A 15,753-nucleotide genomic window follows, 5' to 3' on the forward strand; every position below is an offset into this window, starting at 1 on the left:
ACCCGACCGAAAGGGTCTGACCCCGTACGGGGTCAGACCCTGGCCGCAGCGGTGTGCGGGTCTCGCGGGTGCCGCATACGTTAGTAAATCTCGCGGCGCAGGCGCTGCATCTGCTGGTCATGACGCTCGACCCAACGTCGGGCATCGTCCAGCTGACGCTCCAGCCGCTGCACGTAGTCGCTTAACTCGCGTCGCTCCTGTTCGCGGCGGCGATCCTGCTTGGCCGTGTCGTCGTTGACGGGACGGTCCTTCGCTTCCTGATTGGCGCGGATCTCGCGCTCCAGTTTCCCGAGCCTGCCGCGCGCATCGCGCAAGCGGTTCCCCACATCATTCGCTTCCGCCACCGCTTGACGATACTTGGCGCCGGTGATTTCGTAATCCTGTCCGCTGACATAGGCGTGCTTCAACTGGTTCTGCAGCGCCGGCGCGCACACTTCCACCGCCATGCCGGTGCTGGCGCGGCCGCGTACAAAGGCGTTGTCCGGCACGCAGTAGCGCGCATTCTCCTGGCGCCAGGCGTTGGTGTAGGCGTCGCGCGTGCCGGGAATGGCGAACACGCCGTTGCGGCCGGCGTTGGCGATGCGGTCTTCCAGCAGGAAGGGCTGACCATAGCCGTCGGCGGCGCCGGTGTCGCGCCAGTAGGCCATCAGCCGGGTTTCCCACGCCTCGCGATATTCCTGTTCATACACCTTCAAGCCTTTGGCCCTGGCCTCGCGTCCACGCGTGCCGAATTCCTTGCCGCTGGTGGCGTCCTGCGTGCCAAGATTGCGCCAGTAGTTGACGATCTCCCCGTTCCAGGCGGCGCGGTACGAATCCTCCTGCACATCGACGCCGGCGCGGCGCGCGGCCGCGGCGCGGTTGCGGAATTCGCTGTCCGGGATGCCGCTGCGCGCGTCGGAATAGCCGGCGTCCGACCAGAAGGTGCGGTTGCCGGCGCGCCAGCCGTCGGTGTAGGCGGCATCGTCGAAACGCAGCTGCGCGACGGCGGCGTTGGCGCGGTTGCCGTCCTTTTGCGTCAGCGGCTGGCCGGCCGCGCCTTCGCGCTGGCCGAGATTGCGCCAGTAGGTGGAATTGCCGGCGACCCAGCCATCGTCATACGCCGGACGGTTCAGCGGCGTTTTATGTTTGCGGACTTCCTCGTTGTTGGCGCGCAGTTCGAATTGCGGCGGCTGTCCCTGCACGCCGTCATTGCTGCCCAGCGCGTACCAGGCGTCCCGGTTGCCCTGCGTCCAGCCGGCGGTGTAGCGCGCGGCGGCATCGGCGGCGGCAGGCTTGTCGGCGTGATCGTCGCAGAAGTCCTTGCGGTCGGCATAGCTGGCCGGCTCGCCCGCCAGGCCGTCCTTATGACCGATGGCCTGCCAGTCGCCGGCCTTGCAGTCGGCGATGCGTTGTTGGGTGGACTGGCAGCCAGCCAGCAGAAGCAGCAGTGAGATGAGGCCGAGGGTGATTTTCATGGCCCGGATTATAATGCCAACTTGATAATCCGGGCCAGTATTTGCAGGGCGTCAGGCGGCGATCGCCATGTGGCTGTCCCGATGCTGGATGGCGTGGCTGAGGAAGGCCGTGGCGTTGAGCGGCCGCGAGAAATGGTAGCCCTGGGCGATGTCCGCGCCCCATTCGCGGATCAGGTGCAGCGAGTGCTCGGTCTCCACGCCCTCCGCCACCACCTTGTAGTCAAGCTCGCGCGCCAGCGCGATCAGCGACCGCACGATGCGCTGGTCGCGCGGATTGGTATGCACATTGCGGATCAGCGACTGGTCGACCTTGACCACGGTGGCCGGCACCTTCTGCAGATACGCGAAGTTGCTGTAGCCGGTGCCGAAATCGTCCAGCGCCAGGGTCATGCCCAGGTCGCGGATGCCGTGCAGCGCGTCCAGGATGCCGGGGCTTTCCATCCAGATGCCCTCGGTGCATTCGATTTCCACATGGCGCGGATCGACGTTGAATTCGCGGCAGGTCGCGGCCAGGCGCTCGACGATGTCCGGCTCTTCGAAGTTGTAGGCCGACAGGTTGATCGCCACCCTGATCGGATTGCCGGCCGCATGCCACTCGCCCATCTGCTTGATGGCGGTGCGGATCACCCAATGGCTCAAGGGGCCGATCAGCGCGGTTTTCTCGATCAGCGGAATGAATTCGGCCGGCGACACCGGACCCAGTTCCGCATGGTTCCAGCGCAGCAGGGCTTCAGCGGCCAGGCAGGCGCCGTTGCTCAATTCATGCTTGGGCTGATAGAACAATTCGAACTGGTTTTCGGCGATGGCGTGGCGCACGTCGTTCAGCAGGCGGAAGGCGCGCTGCTGCTGCTCGTCTTCGGCATTGCTGTAGTGGCTCCAGCGCTGCTGCCGCACCATGGCCTGGTTGATGGCGGCGGCGGCCTTGCGCGGCGCATCCTTGGCGGAATTGCCGCACAGGTCGAACACCACGATGCCGCCGAAGCTGGCCAGCGTCATGGGGATATTCAGGCCGTTCAGCGGCGCTTCCAGTTCCTCGTCCAGGCTATGCAGGTAGGCGGTGAAACCGTCGGTGTCCTCGTCGCGCGACAGGATGGCGAAGCGCGCGTCGTTCAGGTGATAGACCTGCGCCCTGCCCTCGAACAGCCGCATCAGGCGCGCGCCGACTTCGCGCACCAGCGCGTCGTACACCGTCGCGCCCAGCACGCGGATGATCTCGAAGGACTTGGCCGCATCCGGCATGGCGATATCGGCCAGCACGCGGTACTGGCCGGGATACAAGCGCGCCTGCGTGGTCAGGTCTTCGAACATCTGGTACTTGTTCGGGATGCCGCTCACCGCGTCGACGTGGCCCACCGCCCGGCCCAGCGTGATGTGCGACATCACCAGCGAAGCCAGGTTGGCCAGCGTGTCCTTTTCGGCGGCGGTCAGGCTGCGCGGCCTGGTGTCGATGATGCACAGCGCGCCGATGGCATAGCCTTCCGGCGTGATCAGCGGCGCGCCGGCGTAGAAACGTACCGACAGCGGCCCCGTCACCATCGGATTTTCCGCGAACCGCGCATCCAGCAGCGTGTCTTCGATCACCAGCACGCTGGCCTTCTGGATCGTGTAGTTGCAGAAGGTCTGGTCACGCTGCGAATCCGGCGGGCAGAAGCCGACCGTGGACTTGAGCCACTGGCGGTCGCTGTCCAGCAGCGAGATATAGGCGCCGCCGACGCCGTACATCTCCATCGCCAGCCTGGTGATGGAATCGAAATACTCGCTGGTGTTGGTGTTCAGGATGCCCAACTGGTGGAGCGCCGCGAGGCGCTCCGGCTCGGAGTGCTTGAGCAGGATCTCCTGCATCCTTACGCTCCCACTGGCGACGGCAGCAGGCTGCGCGACGTCGCGTCCGCCCTGGCCTGGGCGCGCGGCGGCTGGCTGCGCGCGCCTTCGCGCTGGGTCTTGAAGACGCCGACGGCATGGTTCAGATGCGCCGCCTGCTCCTGCAGCACTTCCACCTCGCCGGCGGCGTGTTCCACCAGCGCGGCGTTCTGCTGCGTCACCTGGTCCATCTGCGAGATGGCGCGGTTGACTTCCTCGATGCCCACGCTTTGCTCGTTGCTGGCCAGGGTAATCGCGCCGACCATGTCGCTCACCTGCTTGACGCTGTGGACGATGTCGCGCATGGTGCTGCCGGCATGCTCCACCAGCTCCGTGCCGGCGTGGATCTTGGCCACCGATTCGTCGATCAGCGTTTTCACTTCACGCGCGGCGGTGGAGCTGCGCTGCGCCAGGTTGCGCACTTCGGTCGCCACCACGGCAAAGCCGCGGCCCTGTTCACCGGCGCGCGCCGCTTCCACGGCGGCGTTCAGCGCCAGGATATTGGTCTGGAAGGCGATGCCGTCGATGACGCTGATGATCTCTTCGATCTTGCGCGACGAGACGTCGATGGCGTTCATGGTCTGCACCACTTCGTCGACGATTTCGCCGCCCTTGCTGGCGATGTCGGAGGCGTTTTGCGCCAGACTGTTGGCGTCGCGGGCGCTGTCGGCGTTCTGCTTGACGGTGGCGGTCAGTTCTTCCATCGCCGAAGCGGTTTCCTCCAGCGAGCTGGCCTGGTCTTCGGTACGGCCCGACAGGTGCTGGTTCTGTTCGGAGATCTGCTCGCTGATGCTGCTGACCGCAACCGACGCTTCATGTACTTCGGTGACGGTGGCGCGCAGGTTGCGGCTCATTTTCACCAGCACGGCCATGATGCTGTCCTTGTCCTGGCCGCGCAATTCGACGTCGTGATACAGCTCGCCGCGATCGACCGCATTGGCCAGCGCCTTCACTTCGGCCGGTTCGGCGCCGAGGGCGCGCATCAGGTACTGCGTCACGCGCCAGGCCACCACCACGCCGATGGCGATGGCAATCGCCGCGGCCAGCAGGGCCAGCGACTGGAAGTTGTGCGCGCCTTTGCGCGCCAGGTCCGATTCGGCCTCGGTCATTTTCTCTTCCTGATCGATAAAGCCGTTGATGCTGGCCAGCCAGTCGGTGAAGGCAGGCTTGCCCTGCTCCAGCATGATCTTGCGCGCGCCATCGATATCGCCGGCGCGGCGGGTGTCGATGATTTTCTTGATCAGCGGCGTGGCGCGGGCCTCGCTCTGCTTGATCTTGTTCAGCCATTCGCGCTCGTCGGCCGTGACCTTGGCTTTGGCGTCGGTGAACAAGGCGTCCATCGGCAGCGCGGCGTGCTGATAGTCGGCGTCCAGTTTCTCGATCTGCGCGGTCACCGCCGACATTTCGCCGTCGCCGACCAGCGTCACGTCGCGCAGTGCGATCGCGCGGTCATGGACGCTGCCACGGAAGTTGATGGCGTAACGCTGCTTGACGTTATTGACTTCGCTGATGTGCTGCAGACTGTTGTCGATGGCGTTGACTTTGAGGACACTGAGCACCGACAGCGCCAGCATCATGGCAAGGACGATGCCGAAGCCGATGCTCAGGCGGGCGGACACACTGATTTCGTTTTTATTGGTTTCCATTGCTAGTTCCTTAGATCGCATACGAGACAGTCGCATCATATTTTATTCTGGAAATAAAGTTAAATTCATTGATTAAATGAACTCAATAGATATTTCCTATTTACAATGATTCGATAACAACTTTACTACTCCCGGGCAGGGAAAACACCTCCCGAACGAGATAGGATCAGAACCGCCAGCGCAGCGACATGGTCAGGCTGCGCTCGGTCTGCGATGGCTGCTCGGCGATCAGCCGCCGCGCCGGGCGGTCGCTGCGCACCAGCAGCGCTTCGGTCATCAGCGACAGGCTGTCGGACAGGGGCCAGTCATAGGCCAGCGCGACGCCGTAGCCGTTTTCGTTGTTGGGATCGGCGGGCAGAATGTCGTGCTCGCGGGTGCGGAAGCGGTCGTAGCGCAGCGCCGCCGTGCCGGGACCGAGCGGATGGCTGGCCAGCGCGTACCACGACTGGAAATCCAGCGCCACCGCGTTAGGTCCCATCAGCGTATCGCCGCGCATGGCCTGCATCGCCAGCTCCCACCGGCCCTGCGGCCGCCAGACGGCGCTGACATGGTCGAAGCGCGTGCGCCAGCTGTACTGCCAGTCCTTCACCGTCAGCGGATCGCCCAGGTTATCGTAATGCAGCGCCGCCAGTTCCAGCCGCGTGCCGAGGTTCAGGTTGGCGCCGGCGTAGTAACCCGGCTTGCCGTCGACTTCGCGGTAGGGATGGATGTCGCGCCATTGCCTCGGAATCGGCCCATCGGCGCGGTACACCGGCAGGTCGGGCAGCTTCACGGTGTCGAAGCGGCCGGCGATGCGGTCGCTGATCGACCAGCCGCGCCAGGCCAGCAAGGTGCCGGTGGGATCATTACCGTTGAAGACGGCGGCCACCACGCCCACATCATAGGGCGCGTCGATGTAGCGCCCCAGCCGGCGCGCGCTCCATTCGACGCCGTTGGTGCGCAGCTCCTCGCCGATCCAGCTGTTGATGGCGGAGCTGGAGATGGTGTGCTTCGGCACCCAGCCGACGCTGTCATAATCGATTTCCACGCTGGTCGGCGGGAAGAAGAAACCGGCCTTGACGCGCATCTTCCAGGCCCCGGACGGCACGGGACTCCACGCCAGGAAGGCTTCGCGCACATCGACCACGCCGCGGTGCTGCTGATCGGCGCTCAGTTCGAGGGTGGCGCCGATGCTGTCGCTGATGTCGGCATCGCCGCGCAGCACGGCCTGGCCGATGCTCAGGCGCGGCGAGCCGGCATCGTAGCGGGTCTTGCCCATGCCGCTGTCGAGAAAGCTGCGGCTGGCGTCGGAATCGACGGCGCGCACGTCGAGCAGGCCGCGCCACTCCACCGCTTGCGCGCTGCCGGCGGCGAGGGCCAGGGCCAGCCAGCCGGCGGGATGGAAAGAGCGCGATGGGAATGTCATGGCTGCATGATACACGGCTATAATCCTAGTCCTCAACGTGACGAAGAAAGCTTCGGATGATTAAAAGTTTGCGTATTGCCGGACTGGCGTTGCTGGCCTGCGTGTCCGGCGCGGCCATGGCCGACGGTTTCGAGACCATCGAATCGGCGCCGCTGAAGGAAGTCTGGATCAACGGCGGTTTCTACTCCTACCACTTCCAGCGCGACAAGGGCCTCAACGACAGCAATCCCGGCCTGGGCGCCGAATGGCGTTTTTCCACCGTGGCCTCGGCCACCGTCGGTCGCTTCTACAACAGCGACCGCGCGTACTCGAACTACGCCGGCGTGTATTACCAGCCGTGGAAGATCGGCCCGGTACGCATCGGCGCGGTGGTCGGCGGCTTTAGCGGCTATCCTAAAATGCGCGATGGCGGCTGGTTCCCCGCCGCCATCCCTACCCTCAGCTACGAATACGAACGCGTTGGCGTCAACGTCGCCATCGTGCCGTCGTACAAGGACCGCCTGTACGGCGCGCTGTCGATTCAGCTCAAGCTGAAGGCATTCTGAAGCTGGCCAGCACGTTGTAAGGACGTGCCTGGCCGATGTGACTGTGCAGCAGCACCAGCTCGCGCACAGTCCATTCCACCGGCCGCACGTCCTGCGGCGCCGCCGTCACATCGTCATAAAGCATGGTCACGTGCGGCGTGTAGCTGTGCGGATTGCCTGCGATGCCGGCCTTCAGCAGCGCGCTGGCCAGGTTGCGGTACAGCGCCGTCACGCCCACCACGCCATCGTCGCCGGTCAGCACGAAAGGACGATTGCGGGCGCCGTTGATGAAGGTTTTCGCGGCATTGAAGCTGACCGTGAACGGCGGCGTGGCGGCAGCCACCTGCGACGCGGCCGCCGAGGCACGCGCGATCAGCGCCTCCGGAATGCCGGCGAAGTCGCCCAGATTGCACAAGGTGCAGTGCAGCTTGGCGTCGGCGATCGGGCGGCCCTGCATGCCGTGGTGCGTCTTCAGCTCAGCCGTCAGTGCGCCGATGCTGGCGATGGCTTCCGCGTCCGGCGCGATGGCGAAGAAGATCCGGTCCGTCAGTTTCGGCGGCGGCTCAAAGTCGAACAGGGAGGCTTGCTGGCTCATTTGACCCGCTGCTTTTCAAGTTTGCGCGCCAGCGTGCGCCGGTGCATGCCAAGGCGGCGCGCCGCTTCGGAGATATTGAAGTCGGTCTCCGCCAGCACCGTGTGGATGTGCTCCCACTCCAGCGTCTTGACCGAGGTGGTGCGCGTGCTCAGTTCCAGCTCCGCCGTGCCGGCCACGTGCTCGAAGGCGGCTTCGATATCGTCGGTGTTGGACGGCTTGGCCAGGTACTGGCAGGCGCCAAGCTTGATCGCTTCCACCGCCGTGTTGATGCTGGCAAAGCCGGTCAGCACCACGATCAGCATTTCCTCGTCATGCTCGTGCAGCATCTGCACGCAGGCCAGGCCGGAGGAATTGCCCTTCAATTTCAGGTCCACCACCGCGTAGCCGGGCGAGTTCTCGACCAGCAGCGCGCTGGCCTCGTCGACGTTTTCCGCCAGCAGCACGGTGTAGCCGCGCCGCTCGAAGGAACGGCCCAAGGTACGGGCGAACGCCGCATCATCTTCCACCAGCAGCAGTACGCGATCTTCCATAGTCATGTCGTTTGTTGTTCCGATTTGATTTCAATGGCGGACAAGGGCAGCGTCAGGCGCACCATCGCCCCGCCCTGCTCGCGGTTGGTCGCCGTCACCTCGCCGCCCAGCGTACGCGCCACGTTCAGCACCAGGAACAGTCCCAGCCCGCCGCCGGGACGGCCCTTGCTGGAATTGTACGGCTTGCCGAACTGCGCCAGTATGGACGGTGCGAAGCCCGGACCGTTATCGGTCACCAGCAGCACCAGTACGCCGCCTTCGATGCTGGCTTCCATGCGCAGCCACTGCGGCGAGGCCTCCAGCGCATTATCCAGCACATTGCAGATCATTTGCTTGAGGGTGGAGTCGGACACCACCGGCAGGTCCAGCTCGATGCGGTTCTCGAACACGAATTCGCTCACCGGACGGCCGATGCGCCACTCGGCCACCACTTCGTCGAGGAAGGTATTGATGGTGGTGGCGGCCGACGACTCGCCGCGCGCCTCGCCGGCCGACATCAGGATGCCGCTGACGATGGACTTGCAGCGCTTGAGCTGCGTCTGCATCTCGCTGATCTCTTCCTGCAGCACAGGATTGCCTTTGAATTCCGGCATATGCTTCCAGTCGCCTAGGATCACCGCCAGCGTCGCCAGCGGCGTGCCCAGTTCATGCGCGGCGCCGGACGCCAGCAGGCCCATACGCACGATGTGCTCTTCCTCGGCCGCGCGCTGGCGCAGGTCCGACACGTCCGCCGCGCTGCTGCGCATGTTCTGCATGATGCGCGTGATGAAGATCACCAGCAGCGCCGCATCCAGGATGAAGCACAGCAGCATGCCCTGCACGTACAGGCTGAAGATGCCCAGCGCGTGGTCCTGCGGCAGCGGCAGCGGTTCGGAGAACAGCGCCAGTCCGGCGATGCAGGCGCCGGTGACGATAACGATGGTCCAGGTCGACCACGTCTCCAGCAGCACCGCGCCCAGGATCACGTGCAGCAGGTACAGGAACACGAAGGGATTGGTGGCGCCGCCGCTCAGGTACAGCTGCGCCGTCAGGCTGGCCACGTCCACGGTCAGCGCCAGCAGCAGTTCGCTGTTGGAGACCACCTGGTTTTCCTGCCAGCGCAAGATGCTGGCGACGTTGAAGGCGATCAGGCAGGCCAGCACATTCAGCATGGCCGGCATCGGCAGCTGCACGCCCAGCAGGATCGAGGCGGTGGTGATGGTGGTGATCTGGCCGATCACGGCGATCCAGCGCAACTGGATCAGCTGCTGCATGTTCTTGTGGCCGGCCGCGTGGGTGATGGTGCTGGCGGAAGCGTTGGCCGACGCCAGCGGCTCTACGACGGGAAGACGGGACCCATGCCATGGCCGGCGCGGACCGCCGTCGTAAGGATTTCTATTTTTGTTTGCGCGCATCTCGGATTACCCATACCGTCGCCGCAGCCACCATCAGGGCCAGTGCGTACCAGGTGATAGCATAAACCAAGTGGTTGTTGACGAAGGAAATAACTGTCAGACCGCCGACAGGCTGTTCGCCCGCCACCGCGCCGGCCGCCCTGGCCGACGCCGCATCGGCATCGACAAAGTACGGCGCCACGGCCGGCAGTCCGCGTGCCTGCGCAATCGCCTGCACGTCGCGAGTGTACCAGTAGTTGCGCGCCGGCTCATTCTGGCGCAGGCGCCCCGCCACCTCGGTCAGGCGCAGCAGGCCGCTGAACGATACCACCGGGCCTTGCGCCGCCTTGCACGCATCGGCGGTCGCCATCGGCGGCGCCGGCTGAGGTTTCCAACCGCCGACGCCAGCCGGAATGAAGCCGCGGTTGACCATGACGATGCCGCCGTCCGCCGTGCACAGCGGCGTCAGCGCCCAGTAGCCGATGCCGCGCTCCAGCGACGCCAGCACCTGGGTGGTGGCGCCGTCCAGCAGCACGCCGCTGAGCCGCACGCGGCGATAGTCGTCCGCCTCGGCGTTCAGTCGCGGCCATTGCGCCATCGAAGGCGCCGGCGCCGGCGCGGCGTGCACGCGCTGGTCGACGCGCTCGATCAGCGCCAGTTTCCATTGAAGCCTGAATACCTGCCACGTCCCTAAAGCAAAAAACCCTGCAAACATCACCCCGGCCGCGAGGACCAGGATGACGCGCAGGGCGCGGGAACGTTGGCGCTTGGATGCGCCCGCCATCATTGCATGTCTTGCATGTTGTGAACGTCGTTACCCATCGAAGGCATCATGTTGATGTTCATGTGGTACATGACCCAGATCGAGCCAGCCAGCACGATCACCAGCAGCACCAGCGTGAAGATGGTGGCCAGCATCGACCAGCCGCCTTCCGCCTTGCCGCTCATGTGCAGGAAGTAGACCATGTGGACCACCACCTGGATCGCGGCGAACGCCAGAATCACGATGGCGGTGGTGCTCGACTTGTCGAACGCCTTGGTCATCACCAGGTAGAACGGAATCGCGGTCAGGATCACCGACAGGATGAAACCGATCGCGTAGTCCTTCAGGCTGCCGTGGTGGCCGTCGCCGCCGTGACCGTGGTCATCGTGGCCGTGGTGGTTGTGCTCAGAGTGGTTGTGTGGTGCGCTCATGGCAGAACTCCCATCAGATAGACAAAGGTAAAGACGCCGATCCAGATCACGTCCAGGAAGTGCCAGAACATCGACAGGCACATCAGGCGACGGTTGTTTTCCGGCGTCAGGCCGTGCTTGGCCAGCTGGAAGCACAGGGTCACCAGCCAGATCGAACCGAAGGTCACGTGCAGGCCGTGGGTGCCGACCAGCGCGAAGAACGAGCTCAGGAACGCGCTGCGCTGCGGACCCGCGCCTTCATGGATCAGGTGCAGGAACTCGTCCAGCTCCAGGTACAGGAAGCACAGGCCGAAGGCGCCGGTGATCAGCAGCCAGACGATGGTCGCCTTCAGGTTCTTGCGCTGCGAGGCGATCATGGCGAAGCCATAGGTGATCGACGACAGCAGCAGGAACGCGGTGTTCAGCGCCACGGTCGGCAGGTCGAACAGTTCGGCGCCGCTCGGGCCGCCGGCGTAGTTGCGGCCCAGCACTGCGTAAGCCGCGAACAGGCCGGCGAACAGCAGGCAGTCGCTCATCAGGTAAATCCAGAAGCCCAGCAGCGTGCCGTTCTCAGGATGGTGGTCACGCACGTAGTAACGCGCGCTTGGATCTGCGCTCAGGGCGCCGTTAGCGTTAATTTCAGACATGGCTTTCCAGCAGACGAGTATGCGCTTCTTCGGTACGATTCACTTCATCGGCTTTGATGTAGTAATCGCGCTTGTAGTTAAAGGTGTGGATGACGATCGCCGCCAGCATGGCCACGAAGGCCGCTACCGCAGGCAACCACATCGACCAGACCATGGCGAAGCCGAAGGCGAACGCCAGTGCCGAGATGATGAAGCCGGCGCCGGTGTTTTTCGGCATGTGGATGTCGACGAAGCCCTTCAGCGGACGCTGATACTGGTTGGCTTTCATGTCGGACCAGCTGTCGCTGTCATGCACCACGGGCGTGAAGGCGAAGTTGTAGTCCGGCGGTGGCGACGAGGTCGCCCACTCCAGGGTACGGCCATTCCATGGGTCGCCGGTCACGTCGCGCAGTTTCTTGCGGTTCAGGACACTGACGCCGATCTGCACCAGGAAGGCGCCGATGCCGGCAGCGATGATCAGCGCGCCGATGGCGGCAACGATGAAGTAGATCTGCAGCGATGGATCATCGAAGTGATTCATGCGGCGGGTAACGCCCATGAAGCCCATGATGTACAGCGGCGTGAAGGCGACCCAGAAGCCGACCAGCCAGCACCAGAACGATACCTTGCCCCAGAACTCGTCCAGCGTGAAGCCGAAGGCTTTCGGGAACCAGTAGTTGATGCCGGCGAACAGACCGAACACCACGCCGCCGATAATCACGTTGTGGAAGTGGGCGATCAGGAACAGCGAGTTGTGCAGCACGAAGTCGGCTGGTGGCACGGCCAGCATCACGCCGGTCATACCGCCGATGACGAAGGTCAGCATGAAGCCCACGGTCCACATCATCGGCACGGTGAAGCGGATACGGCCCTTGTACATGGTGAACAGCCAGTTGAAGATCTTCGCGCCCGTCGGGATCGAGATAATCATCGTGGTGATGCCGAAGAACGAGTTGACGCTGGCGCCGGAACCCATGGTGAAGAAGTGGTGCAGCCATACCAGGTAGGACAGCACGGTGATCACGACGGTGGCATACACCATCGAGGTGTAGCCGAACAGACGCTTGCCGGAGAAGGTCGAGACGATTTCCGAGAACACGCCGAACACCGGCAGGATCAGGATGTAGACCTCCGGGTGACCCCAGATCCAGATCAGGTTCACGTACAGCATTGGGTTACCACCCAATTCGTTGGTGAAGAAGTTGAAGCCGGCGATACGGTCCAGCGAGAGCATGGCCAGGGTGATGGTCAGGATCGGGAAGGTGGCGACGATCAGCGCATTGGTGCACAGCGCGGTCCAGGTGAAGACCGGCATTTTCATCATCGACATGCCTGGCGCGCGCATCTTGACGATGGTGGCGATCAGGTTGACCCCGGACAGCGTGGTGCCGACACCGGCCACCTGCAATGACCAGATGTAGTAGTCGACCCCGACGTCCGGCGAGGCGGCAATGCCCGACAGCGGCGGGAACGCCAGCCAGCCGGTCTTGCCGAATTCACCGACGAACAGCGACACCATGGTCAGCATGGCGCCGAAGGTGGTCATCCAGAACGAGAAGTTGTTCAGGAACGGGAACGACACGTCGCGCGCGCCGATCTGCAGCGGCACCACGTAGTTCATCAGACCGGTAACCAGCGGCATGGCGACGAAGAAAATCATGATCGTGCCGTGGGCGGTGAACACCTGGTCGAAGTGGTGCGGCGGCAGGAAGCCCGGGTTGTCCCCGAAGGCCATGGCCTGCTGGGCGCGCATCATCAGTGCATCGGCAAAGCCGCGCAGCAGCATGATGATACCGAGCACCATGTACATGATGCCGATGCGTTTGTGGTCGATCGAGGTGATCCAGTCACGCCAGAACGGGCCCCACAAACGGAATTTGAACATCGCGGCAAGGAAGGCGAGACCGCCGATTGCCACCATGGCGAAGGTGCCGATCAGGATGGGCTCGTGGTATGGAATTGCTTCCAGCGACAGCCGCCCAAAGATCAGATTGGTCAGGTTGAGATCAGACATGGTCATTCTTTACGGGTAGGTTGAGCAGTGGCGGCGACGGTGGCAGGTTCGCACACGTCTTTCGGCAGGTTCTTGACCACGGCCGCTGCCTTGATGCGCGTCGCATCCTGGTGCATCTGGGTATTGATGCAGACCGAGCCTTCGGTCACGCAACGGTTCAGGATCAGGTCGTAAATACCCTTGTCCACGGTACCGAAGTGCATGATCGGATGCTTGATGGTCGGCTTGTCCAGGGCCACGACTTCGGCGCGGTTCAGCGCGGTGCTGCTGGCCTTAGTTTTCTCTACCCAGGCGTCGAAGTCAGCCTGCGATACGCCGTGGTACTTGAAGCGCATGTCGGAGAAGCCGGCGCCGCTGTAGTTGGCCGAGAAGCCGTCGTACACGCCTGCCTTGTTCATCACCGCATTCAGCTGCGTTTCCATGCCAGGCATGGTGTAGACCATACCGGCCAGCGCAGGAATGTAGAACGCGTTCATCACCGACGTCGAGGTCATGTGGAAACGTACCGGCACGTCGATCGGCGTGACCAGCTCGTTGACCGTGGCGATGCCTTGCTCTGGGTAAATGAACATCCATTTCCAGTCCATGGCCACCACCTGCACTTCCAGCGGCTTGACGCCGGCGGCGATCGGGCGGTTTTCATCCAGACGGCTCAGCGGACGATACGGATCGAGCAAGTGGGTGTAGATCCACGTGATCAGGCCCAGCACGATGATGATCAGCAGCGGAGCGCCCCAGATCAGCAGTTCGAGCTTGGTGGAGTGGTCCCAGTCCGGCTTGTACTCGGCGGAAGTATTTGACTTCCTATAGCGCCAAGCGAACAGACAGATGAGAAACATGACAGGTACGATGATCAACAGCATCAGCAAGGTTGACACAACTACAAGGTGTGCCTGCTGCGCTGCGATATCCCCGGACGGATTCAGCACGACCGTATCGCAGCCAGCGAGCCACAATAACGGTGCGAGGAGCAATCCACGACGAACGATAGGAGGAATCATGCGGTAATTTAGATTACAGATGGTTGGGATCATGCTACTGTACTCACGACGGGTTGTTCTTGCAATTGGACACTTTGTCCTACATGCTCGGGCTCGCCGTGATAACAATTACTTAACACGAGACAAAGAGACTATGGCTACTACGACTTCTATCAGTGACGTCCAGGCTGACGTCCATCATCAAACCAGCCCTGGAGCACGCAGTATCAACGCCAGGGACGGACATATCTCTCCCGGGGAAATTGCGATCGGCGTGGTCATCGGGCGCGCATCCGAATATTTCGACTTCTTCGTCTACGCCATCGCATCAGCGCTGGTGTTTCCGTCGGTGTTCTTTCCGTATGACAGCAGGCTTGACGGGACACTATACGCTTTTGCGATTTTCGCGCTTGCATTTATTGCCCGGCCGATAGGAACTGTCGCTTTTATGGCAGTTCAACATCACTTCACCCGTGAAACCAAACTTACCCTGGCGCTATTGATTATGGGGGTTTCCACGGCCGGTATCGCCTTCCTTCCGGACTATGCCAGTTTGGGGACCACCTCCCTGGTCTTCCTGGCGCTGTTGCGCATCGGCCAGGGCATCGCTCAGGGCGGCTCGTGGGACGGTTTGCCCTCGCTGCTGGCGCTCAACGCGCCCGAGCACAAGCGCGGCTGGTACGCCATGCTGGGCCAGCTGGGCGCGCCGATCGGCTTCGTCATCGCGGCCGGCCTGTTCTCCTACCTGATGTCCAACCTCAGTTCGCTGGACTTCCTCGAATTCGGCTGGCGCTATCCCTTCTATGTGGCGTTTGCCATCAACGTGGTGGCGCTGTTCGCCCGCCTGCGCCTGGTGACCACGCATGAATACTCGCATCTGCTGGACGAACACCAGCTCGATCCGGTGCCGGTCGGTGAGCTGTTGAGCTCGCAGTCACGCAACGTCATCATCGGCGCGCTGGCCGCGCTGGCCAGCTACGCGCTGTTCCACCTGGTGACGGTGTTCCCGCTGTCATGGATCTCGCTGACCTCGCAGCGCTCGATTGCCGGCTTCCTGCAGGTGCAGATGTTCGGCGTGGCGCTGATGGCGGTGGGCATCATCATCTCCGGCTTCATCGCCGACCGCGTCGGCCGCCGCCGCACGCTGGGCACGCTGGCCACCATGATCGGTATCTTCAGCCTGTTCGTGCCGTTCCTGATCGGCAGCGGCGAAACCGGGCAGGACGCCTTCATCCTGATCGGTTTCTCGCTGCTGGGTCTGTCTTATGGCCAGGCTTCCGGTGCGGTGACGTCCAACTTCCCGCAGCGCTTCCGCTATACCGGCGCGGCGCTGACCAGCGATCTGGCCTGGCTGGTCGGCGCGGGCTTCGCGCCGCTGGTGGCCCTGGGCCTGTCCTCGCATTTCGGTCTGGCGTACGCCGGCGTCTACCTGCTGTCGGGCGCCGTCAGCTCGCTGGCCGCGCTGAGCATCAACCGCGCCTGGAGCATCCGCGACAATTAAGCCATTATTGTTGTCACTTGTAGCATGGTGACAACAGGGCTTGACGGGCACCCGATGCACCTGCATTAAACA

The 15,753-nt window shown here is 63.3% G+C and carries 14 protein-coding genes; 2 read left to right on the forward strand and 12 right to left on the reverse strand.

Annotated elements, in window-relative coordinates:
- Nucleotides 1–80: 80 nt before the first annotated feature.
- From GJ695_RS01580 to GJ695_RS01595, 4 genes are all read right to left on the reverse strand, one after another.
- A complete protein-coding gene (locus tag GJ695_RS01580) occupies nt 81–1,454 on the reverse strand; it encodes a DUF2799 domain-containing protein (protein ID WP_154361854.1) in 1,374 nt (457 codons plus the stop codon).
- 51 nt (nt 1,455–1,505) lie between these two features.
- Nucleotides 1,506–3,296: a sensor domain-containing phosphodiesterase gene (locus GJ695_RS01585; protein ID WP_154361855.1), complete on the reverse strand. Its 1,791-nt coding sequence runs from the start codon at nt 3,294–3,296 to the stop codon at nt 1,506–1,508.
- Nucleotides 3,297–3,298: 2 nt separating this feature from the next.
- The gene (locus tag GJ695_RS01590; protein WP_154361856.1) at nt 3,299–4,960 is read right to left on the reverse strand and encodes a methyl-accepting chemotaxis protein; all 1,662 of its coding nucleotides are present in this window, start codon (nt 4,958–4,960) and stop codon (nt 3,299–3,301) included.
- A 166-nt stretch (nt 4,961–5,126) separates the two neighbouring features.
- Nucleotides 5,127–6,365: a hypothetical protein gene (locus tag GJ695_RS01595; protein ID WP_154361857.1), complete on the reverse strand. Its 1,239-nt coding sequence runs from the start codon at nt 6,363–6,365 to the stop codon at nt 5,127–5,129.
- Between the two features lie 56 nt (nt 6,366–6,421).
- Here GJ695_RS01595 and GJ695_RS01600 point away from each other — a divergent pair, with 56 nt between their 5' ends.
- Entirely contained in the window at nt 6,422–6,910 is a 489-nt protein-coding gene (locus GJ695_RS01600; RefSeq protein WP_154355839.1) for a hypothetical protein, read from the forward strand.
- On the opposite strand, the gene GJ695_RS01605 is transcribed toward GJ695_RS01600, so the two are convergent.
- Genes GJ695_RS01605 through cyoA form a run of 8 tightly spaced genes read right to left on the reverse strand, consistent with a single transcriptional unit; the run spans nt 6,891 to nt 14,201 of the window.
- Nucleotides 6,891–7,484 (reverse strand): 2'-5' RNA ligase family protein, encoded by a 594-nt coding sequence (locus GJ695_RS01605; protein WP_154361858.1) that lies wholly within the window; start codon nt 7,482–7,484, stop codon nt 6,891–6,893. The genes GJ695_RS01600 and GJ695_RS01605 overlap by 20 nt on opposite strands.
- Nucleotides 7,481–8,014, reverse strand: coding sequence for a response regulator transcription factor (locus tag GJ695_RS01610; protein WP_154361859.1), 534 nt, complete (start codon nt 8,012–8,014; stop codon nt 7,481–7,483). The genes GJ695_RS01605 and GJ695_RS01610 overlap by 4 nt, the downstream gene beginning before the upstream one ends.
- Before the next feature lie 2 nt (nt 8,015–8,016).
- A complete protein-coding gene (locus GJ695_RS01615; protein ID WP_154361860.1) occupies nt 8,017–9,408 on the reverse strand; it encodes an ATP-binding protein in 1,392 nt (463 codons plus the stop codon).
- Nucleotides 9,389–10,174: an SURF1 family protein gene (locus GJ695_RS01620; protein ID WP_154361861.1), complete on the reverse strand. Its 786-nt coding sequence runs from the start codon at nt 10,172–10,174 to the stop codon at nt 9,389–9,391. Before GJ695_RS01620 ends, GJ695_RS01615 begins: the two co-directional genes overlap by 20 nt.
- On the reverse strand, nt 10,171–10,581 hold the full coding sequence (cyoD, locus tag GJ695_RS01625) for a cytochrome o ubiquinol oxidase subunit IV (protein ID WP_154355834.1): 411 nt from the start codon (nt 10,579–10,581) through the stop codon (nt 10,171–10,173). The genes GJ695_RS01620 and cyoD overlap by 4 nt, the downstream gene beginning before the upstream one ends.
- Nucleotides 10,578–11,207 carry a cytochrome o ubiquinol oxidase subunit III gene (cyoC, locus tag GJ695_RS01630; protein ID WP_154355833.1) on the reverse strand — a complete coding sequence of 210 codons (630 nt, stop codon included), beginning with the start codon at nt 11,205–11,207 and terminating at the stop codon, nt 10,578–10,580. Before cyoC ends, cyoD begins: the two co-directional genes overlap by 4 nt.
- Nucleotides 11,200–13,206 carry a cytochrome o ubiquinol oxidase subunit I gene (cyoB, locus tag GJ695_RS01635; RefSeq protein ID WP_371866468.1) on the reverse strand — a complete coding sequence of 669 codons (2,007 nt, stop codon included), beginning with the start codon at nt 13,204–13,206 and terminating at the stop codon, nt 11,200–11,202. Before cyoB ends, cyoC begins: the two co-directional genes overlap by 8 nt.
- Nucleotides 13,203–14,201, reverse strand: a complete 999-nt coding sequence (gene cyoA / locus GJ695_RS01640) for a ubiquinol oxidase subunit II (protein ID WP_154361863.1) — start codon at nt 14,199–14,201, stop codon at nt 13,203–13,205. The genes cyoB and cyoA overlap by 4 nt, the downstream gene beginning before the upstream one ends.
- A gap of 133 nt (nt 14,202–14,334) precedes the next feature.
- Here cyoA and GJ695_RS01645 point away from each other — a divergent pair, with 133 nt between their 5' ends.
- Nucleotides 14,335–15,681, forward strand: a complete 1,347-nt coding sequence (locus GJ695_RS01645; protein WP_154361864.1) for an MFS transporter — start codon at nt 14,335–14,337, stop codon at nt 15,679–15,681.
- Nucleotides 15,682–15,753 lie beyond the last annotated feature (72 nt).

This window comes from Duganella alba (genome assembly GCF_009674495.1).
GTDB classification, from domain to species: Bacteria; Pseudomonadota; Gammaproteobacteria; order Burkholderiales; family Burkholderiaceae_D; genus Rugamonas; species Rugamonas alba.

Bases quoted from the DNA above. Each gene is read 5' to 3' on its own strand.
- GJ695_RS01595 (WP_154361857.1), bottom strand. From the start codon at position 6,365: ATGACATTCCCATCGCGCTCTTTCCATCCCGCCGGCTGGCTGGCCCTG.
- GJ695_RS01620 (WP_154361861.1), bottom strand. From the start codon at position 10,174: ATGATGGCGGGCGCATCCAAGCGCCAACGTTCCCGCGCCCTGCGCGTC.
- GJ695_RS01580 (WP_154361854.1), bottom strand. From the start codon at position 1,454: ATGAAAATCACCCTCGGCCTCATCTCACTGCTGCTTCTGCTGGCTGGC.
- GJ695_RS01605 (WP_154361858.1), bottom strand. From the start codon at position 7,484: ATGAGCCAGCAAGCCTCCCTGTTCGACTTTGAGCCGCCGCCGAAACTG.
- GJ695_RS01600 (WP_154355839.1), top strand. From the start codon at position 6,422: ATGATTAAAAGTTTGCGTATTGCCGGACTGGCGTTGCTGGCCTGCGTG.
- cyoB (WP_371866468.1), bottom strand. From the start codon at position 13,206: ATGACCATGTCTGATCTCAACCTGACCAATCTGATCTTTGGGCGGCTG.
- cyoA (WP_154361863.1), bottom strand. From the start codon at position 14,201: ATGATTCCTCCTATCGTTCGTCGTGGATTGCTCCTCGCACCGTTATTG.
- cyoD (WP_154355834.1), bottom strand. From the start codon at position 10,581: ATGAGCGCACCACACAACCACTCTGAGCACAACCACCACGGCCACGAT.
- GJ695_RS01610 (WP_154361859.1), bottom strand. From the start codon at position 8,014: ATGGAAGATCGCGTACTGCTGCTGGTGGAAGATGATGCGGCGTTCGCC.
- GJ695_RS01590 (WP_154361856.1), bottom strand. From the start codon at position 4,960: ATGGAAACCAATAAAAACGAAATCAGTGTGTCCGCCCGCCTGAGCATC.
- GJ695_RS01585 (WP_154361855.1), bottom strand. From the start codon at position 3,296: ATGCAGGAGATCCTGCTCAAGCACTCCGAGCCGGAGCGCCTCGCGGCG.
- cyoC (WP_154355833.1), bottom strand. From the start codon at position 11,207: ATGTCTGAAATTAACGCTAACGGCGCCCTGAGCGCAGATCCAAGCGCG.
- GJ695_RS01645 (WP_154361864.1), top strand. From the start codon at position 14,335: ATGGCTACTACGACTTCTATCAGTGACGTCCAGGCTGACGTCCATCAT.
- GJ695_RS01615 (WP_154361860.1), bottom strand. From the start codon at position 9,408: ATGCGCGCAAACAAAAATAGAAATCCTTACGACGGCGGTCCGCGCCGG.